Source organism: Aeromonas sp. HMWF017 (genome assembly GCF_003061465.1).
GTDB classification, from domain to species: Bacteria; Pseudomonadota; Gammaproteobacteria; order Enterobacterales; family Aeromonadaceae; genus Aeromonas; species Aeromonas veronii.
Genome location: NZ_QAJD01000113.1, coordinates 1 through 5,182, shown reverse-complemented (window position 1 = coordinate 5,182; position 5,182 = coordinate 1). Strand labels below are relative to the sequence as shown.

At 56.2% G+C, this 5,182-nt stretch carries 5 protein-coding genes; 1 reads left to right on the top strand and 4 read right to left on the bottom strand.

Translation table 11 applies throughout. The features are described from left to right. Nucleotides 1–161: 161 nt before the first annotated feature. Nucleotides 162–2,426 (top strand): methyl-accepting chemotaxis protein, encoded by a 2,265-nt coding sequence (locus DBR30_RS11325; RefSeq protein WP_108541171.1) that lies wholly within the window; start codon nucleotides 162–164, stop codon nucleotides 2,424–2,426. Between the two features lie 74 nt (nucleotides 2,427–2,500). Here the strand turns inward: DBR30_RS11325 and DBR30_RS11320 are convergent, their stop codons facing one another. From DBR30_RS11320 to DBR30_RS11305, 4 genes are all read right to left on the bottom strand, one after another. Continuing rightward, the gene (locus DBR30_RS11320) at nucleotides 2,501–2,995 is read right to left on the bottom strand and encodes a DM13 domain-containing protein (protein ID WP_108541170.1); all 495 of its coding nucleotides are present in this window, start codon (nucleotides 2,993–2,995) and stop codon (nucleotides 2,501–2,503) included. 113 nt (nucleotides 2,996–3,108) lie between these two features. Then, nucleotides 3,109–3,873: an EAL domain-containing protein gene (locus DBR30_RS11315; protein WP_108541169.1), complete on the bottom strand. Its 765-nt coding sequence runs from the start codon at nucleotides 3,871–3,873 to the stop codon at nucleotides 3,109–3,111. Between the two features lie 258 nt (nucleotides 3,874–4,131). Next, nucleotides 4,132–4,725 (bottom strand): DUF4326 domain-containing protein, encoded by a 594-nt coding sequence (locus DBR30_RS11310; RefSeq protein ID WP_108541168.1) that lies wholly within the window; start codon nucleotides 4,723–4,725, stop codon nucleotides 4,132–4,134. After that, a complete protein-coding gene (locus DBR30_RS11305) occupies nucleotides 4,725–5,165 on the bottom strand; it encodes a DUF488 domain-containing protein (protein ID WP_108541167.1) in 441 nt (146 codons plus the stop codon). Before DBR30_RS11305 ends, DBR30_RS11310 begins: the two co-directional genes overlap by 1 nt. Nucleotides 5,166–5,182: the final 17 nt, after the last annotated feature.

Below are 5,182 nucleotides of genomic sequence, written 5' to 3'. Positions count from 1 at the left end.
GGAATGGCCCTCTATCTGGTGGATATTCCCCCCGTTTGACCCACCTCGCATTTTGCCTGTTAATCGTTTGATCAATATCAACAAAGGGTTAAGTTCTGATGGACTCCCGACTTAACCGTTCCATCCTGTAGGTTGGGTATGACTGTCAAGGATGGTGTCTTATGTTCCACCCTCGCAAGCTGGGTCACCAGATCACGCTGCTGGCAATCGGCGGCATCGTATTGCTCGCCGTGGTGCTGCTTACCTTTAATCTGTTTGAAAATCGCCAGCGGGCGCTCGCGGCCGAGCAGGCTGCACTGTGGAGCCAGCTCCAGAATGTGGAAGCGGTGATCAAAAACACCAGCCATGAAACCGTGCTGGCGGCGACTCTGATCGCCCAGCGGCCGGATGCAGCCAAGGCGGTGGCCGACAAGGATTGGCAGGCCCTCGCCAATCTGTTTGATCCGCTCTGGCCTGCCATCAAGGCGCAGGGGATCGAGCAGTTCCAGTTCCACCTGCCGCCAGCCACTTCCCTCTATCGGGTACACAAGCCTGAAAAACACGGTGATGACCTCTCTGCCATTCGCCCCACTGTGGTTGAGGTGAATCGTGAGCATCATGCCGTTGGCGGGCTGGAGATTGGCGTGGCTGGTACCGGTTTGCGCGGGGTCGTGCCGGTCACCTTCAACGGGCAGCCGGTCGGTTCGGTGGAGTTCGGTCGTGCCCTGGATGAAAAGCTGTTTGGCCAACTGCTGGACAAGCAGGTGCAGCTCGCCATCTATCTGTTTGAGCAGGGCAAGCTGGTGACGCTGGTTGGCACATCCCGGCTTGGTGAGGCGATGGAGTGGTATCAGCCGGTACTGGCCGGTGAGGAACGCTTCGTCAATATGACGCAGCAGGGGAGTGATTTGCTGGTGATGGCGGCGCCCCTGCGCGATTACTCCGGCAAGGCGGTCGGTATCATCGAGTTGACCCGGGATCACAGTCTGGTCGCGGCCGATCTGGCTCGTCAGGGCTGGCAGATGGCGATCATCTCTCTGGTAGGGGCTCTGGTGATTGCCATGGTGATGGCGTTCGCGCTCAATCGCATCAATCGTCCGCTGCTTGACAGCGTCAAGGCGCTGGAGGCGCTGGCCAATGGCTCCGGCGATCTCGGCAGCAAGCTGCCGGTGGCGGGGCCGGAGGAGATCCGCCGCCTCGGGTCGGCGTTCAATGGCTTTGTTGCCAAGATCCGCGACACCATCAGCCAGCTCACCGCGACACTGGGCGAACTGGCTGGTGAGAGCGAGCGGCTGTCGCGCAGTGCGGCGGGCAACCTTGGCAGCATGACGCGCCAGCAGGAGCAGACCACCCAGCTCGCCACCGCCATGACCGAGATGACCAGCACGGTACACGAGGTGGCCAACAACACGGCACAGGCGGCCGAAGCGGCCAACGAAGCGGACAATCAGGCGGTCACCGGTGATGAAGTGGTGCAGCAGAGCGTCAACATGATCGAACAGCTGGCGGAGGAGATCGCCAGCGCGGGCAACACGGTGAAAGAGGTCGCCAAGGCCAGCGAGCAGATTGGCTCTGTGCTGGCGGTGATCCAGTCTATCGCCGAGCAGACCAATCTGCTGGCCCTCAACGCCGCCATCGAGGCGGCCCGGGCCGGTGAACAGGGTCGTGGTTTTGCAGTGGTGGCCGACGAGGTGCGCTCGCTGGCAGGCCGCACCCAGCACTCCACCGCCGAGATCCGCGGCACCATAGAGCAGTTGCAACGGGCGGTGGGCACCACTGTGACCATGATCGAACACAGCGTCTCGCGGGCGGGGGAGTCGGTGGAGCGGGCCAATCAGGCGGGAGAAGCCCTCGGCCGGATCAAGGGGGCGGTCAACAGCATTCGCGACATGAATACCCAGATTGCCGCCGCTTCGGAGGAGCAGTCCTCGGTGAGCGACGAGATCACCCGCAATATTGTCAGCGTCCACGAGATCTCCCAGGCCACCACGCTGGTGGCGCGGGATACCGCCCATATCGCCAGCCATGTGGCGACCCTGGTGGACAAGCTGGGGGATCTGGCCGGGCAGTTCCAGGATGGTTCCAACGTGCGGATGGTGCTGAGTCGCGCCCGCGCCGCTCACATGGGCTGGAAGACCCGGGTGCGCGCCTATCTGGATGGGCAGGAGGGGCTGTCGCGCAGCGAGGCGGTCAGTGACAAGGAGTGCCGCCTTGGCCACTGGTACTTCAGCGAAGGGCAGGCATGCTGTGGCGATCAACCCGCCTTCAGGGCGATCGCCGCCCCGCACGCCAGACTGCATCAGGTGATCCAGCAGATTATCGAGCTGAAAAACCAGCACAAGCATGAAGAGGCGGAGGCGCTCTACCACGAGATCGAGCAGAACTCAGAGCAGGTAGTGGGCTGCATCGATCAGCTGCTGCGGGAGATGACCAAGCCGGAGCGTTAATGACGAGCGGATCGGATAGCCAAAAGGCTGACAGCGATGTCAGCCCTTTTTCATGGTGCGGGTCTGGGGCGAGGTTACTGTTCCGGACGCAGATCCTGATAACGGGCGGCGGTGATGAACTGGCCGAAGGTTTCACACCAGACGATCACGCTGCTGTAGCGGGCCGGATCGATCGTGGCGGGCAGCGGCACGATAAAGTTGTCGAAAGTCTTCACCGGCCCGACTCGCACCATCTGATCCTTGAGGCGGGCAAAATCGGCTTCGGTCTCGATAAACTCGGGGGAGAGGTAGAGCTGGTAGTCCGGCCCAGGGGCCAGCTTGCCCATCAGGCTGACGGCATCCGGCCCTATGCTCACCTTGCCTTCCCCCCAGTGCAGCCGATCGCTGTCTTTCAGATCCCGGCGAAAGGTGCCGTGGAATCTCGCTTGCTGCTGGCTGGCCGCTACCTGCTCGGTATCAGGTGCGGGTGGCGCGATCAGGATTGGCAGGGTGTAGACACCGGCGGCAAAGCCTGCCGCCGCGACCAGCAGATGGGTGCCCACCAGTAGGGCCATGGTTTTGCGTTTCATGATATCTCGGTCGTTGATGAACAGGTGCCAGCATCATAGCAGTGGTGCTGGCTAAAGCGCTTGTCGTCCAGCGCAATGGAGCCGGATGTTTGCGCAGCCGCGGTTGATATGGCTTACAGGCTGGCGAAATCCACTTCGGGCAGGGTTTCGAAGCCGGGGCGGGCAAACAGATAGCCCTGCATCAGGCTGATGCCCATCTCCCGCAGGCAGGCCATCTCTTCGCGGGTTTCGATCCCCTCCGCCAGCGGGGTGATCTGCAACTCGGCAAACAGCGCCAGACAGTGGCGCACTATGGCTTGCCGGGTCGGGTCCTGGTCGATGCCGCGCAGCAGGTGCATATCGAGCTTGACGATGTTGGGGTGAAAATCGGCCAGCAGGTTGAGGCCCGAGTAACCGGCGCCAAAGTCATCGATCGCCGTCTTGAAGCCGAGCGCCTGATAGTGATCGACGATGCCGCGAAGATGCTGGCTATCCTGCACCTGCTCCACCTCGGTCAGCTCGAACATGATCTGCTCGATGGGGAAGAGGTGCTCGCGGGCCGCCTGCAGGGTGGTGCGGATGCAGCGCTCCGGGCGGTAGACCGCATTGGGCAGAAAGTTGATGCTCAGCATTCCCCGCATCTCGAGCCGGGCGGCCAGCGCGATGGCCTTGATCCGGCACAGCTGGTCGAAGCGGTAGCGATTGCCATCGTTGACCCTGGCAATCACGCTCTGCGCCGGCTCGTTGTTGAGCCCTCGCACCAGCGCCTCGTAGCCGAAGATGGTGCGCTTGCTGCAATCGACGATGGGCTGAAAGGCCATGGTGAAGTCGAAGTCGAGATCGGCTTTCTCCTGACACAGCTGGCAGATGGCGGGGGACGGGGCGGCAGGTATATCCATGACTCTCCTCTTGGGGCGTGGCGGCGCTGGGCACTGTCTCAAATGATAACAGCTCATCTCCCCCCTGTAGGTTCGATTAGCGCAGCGTAATCGGACGAACGAGAGGTTTTGATTGCGGTTGTTGCCATGAAACAGGGTGGCCAGCCGGAGGGGGAAATGCGGGTGACCGATATGGCGGGAGAATCGATTTACGCGACCGTCCGATTACGCCTGACGGCTAATCGAACCTACGAGATAGAAATATTTTAGATAAATGATTTAATCCTCATCATCAATACTATTTAGATAATGGGCTATAATATCGCCGTGGCATTTATCTGGCTTGCAAAAACATCCTAATGTTTTCCCTCGAAGAGTTAAAAAGTCACTCTTATCAACATTGATGAATTTATTGTATTCAAAGTCATATTCAAATTTTCTTATGACCTCATCTCTATCACCATCTTCACCTATTGCGTAAGGGTTACCCCATTTAGACCCTCTCCCGATGTATTCATATGTTGAGTCACTTTTAATGCCATTAAATTGGCTGTCTTTTTTGATGTTTATTACTCTTGTTATGGCTATTTTTATTCTGCGAATGGGGATGTTCATTGATTTAAAGATATCATACTCGAAAGAAAACTCGTGTCCATCATCAAAAATAATAGCGTGAGTCGGTCTTGCATTATTGATATCAATAACAGATTCTACAGTAACATCGCTACAGGCGCGGCTAGATAAGAAACCATGATGGTCCTCAACATAAAGTAAAGTATGCGCCTTCATTTTTGACGTTATGTTGTCCAGTTTTCGGTGGAATTTACTCTCGCAGAGAAATTCTTTTGGGTAAAGAACAATTATTCTTATCATCAGTAAAGGTGCTTTATCTGAAAGTTTGTTTCAGAATACTTTGCAAGGTATTCAAGCACAAGCCTGCGATGACATTGGTGCGGTTTGTGTTCGCTACACAACAAACATCCGTCATATAAGTCATTAATTTTAATGTTTTTTTCTATGTTTCTTCTTGCCATTAGGTTGAGGAACTCTTCCTCGTATTGAGTCCAAGAGAGCTTCTTTTTTTGATATGTAGCAAGTAGTTCCTTGGTCGGTGCTAATTCTGGTAAGTGTACATATTCTGCCTGCGTCAGTCTGCTTAAAAAAAATAACAAGTCATCTCTTTTCGCAAAACCAGACAACTGTGAAGTATTGTTGACCCTCACATCAACAATCCTCTTTATATTATTACTAGCGATAAGTGTAAAAAAGTCCTCAGCACTTTTTTGAGTAAATCCAATGGTATAAATGTTCATTTAGTATTCTCTTAATT

What these genes read in the sequence shown, in the direction of transcription:
- DBR30_RS11325 (WP_108541171.1), top strand. Translation starts at nt 162, where the DNA reads ATGTTCCACCCTCGCAAGCTGGGTCACCAGATCACGCTGCTGGCAATC.
- DBR30_RS11320 (WP_108541170.1), bottom strand. Translation starts at nt 2,995, where the DNA reads ATGAAACGCAAAACCATGGCCCTACTGGTGGGCACCCATCTGCTGGTC.
- DBR30_RS11315 (WP_108541169.1), bottom strand. Translation starts at nt 3,873, where the DNA reads ATGGATATACCTGCCGCCCCGTCCCCCGCCATCTGCCAGCTGTGTCAG.
- DBR30_RS11310 (WP_108541168.1), bottom strand. Translation starts at nt 4,725, where the DNA reads ATGATAAGAATAATTGTTCTTTACCCAAAAGAATTTCTCTGCGAGAGT.
- DBR30_RS11305 (WP_108541167.1), bottom strand. Translation starts at nt 5,165, where the DNA reads ATGAACATTTATACCATTGGATTTACTCAAAAAAGTGCTGAGGACTTT.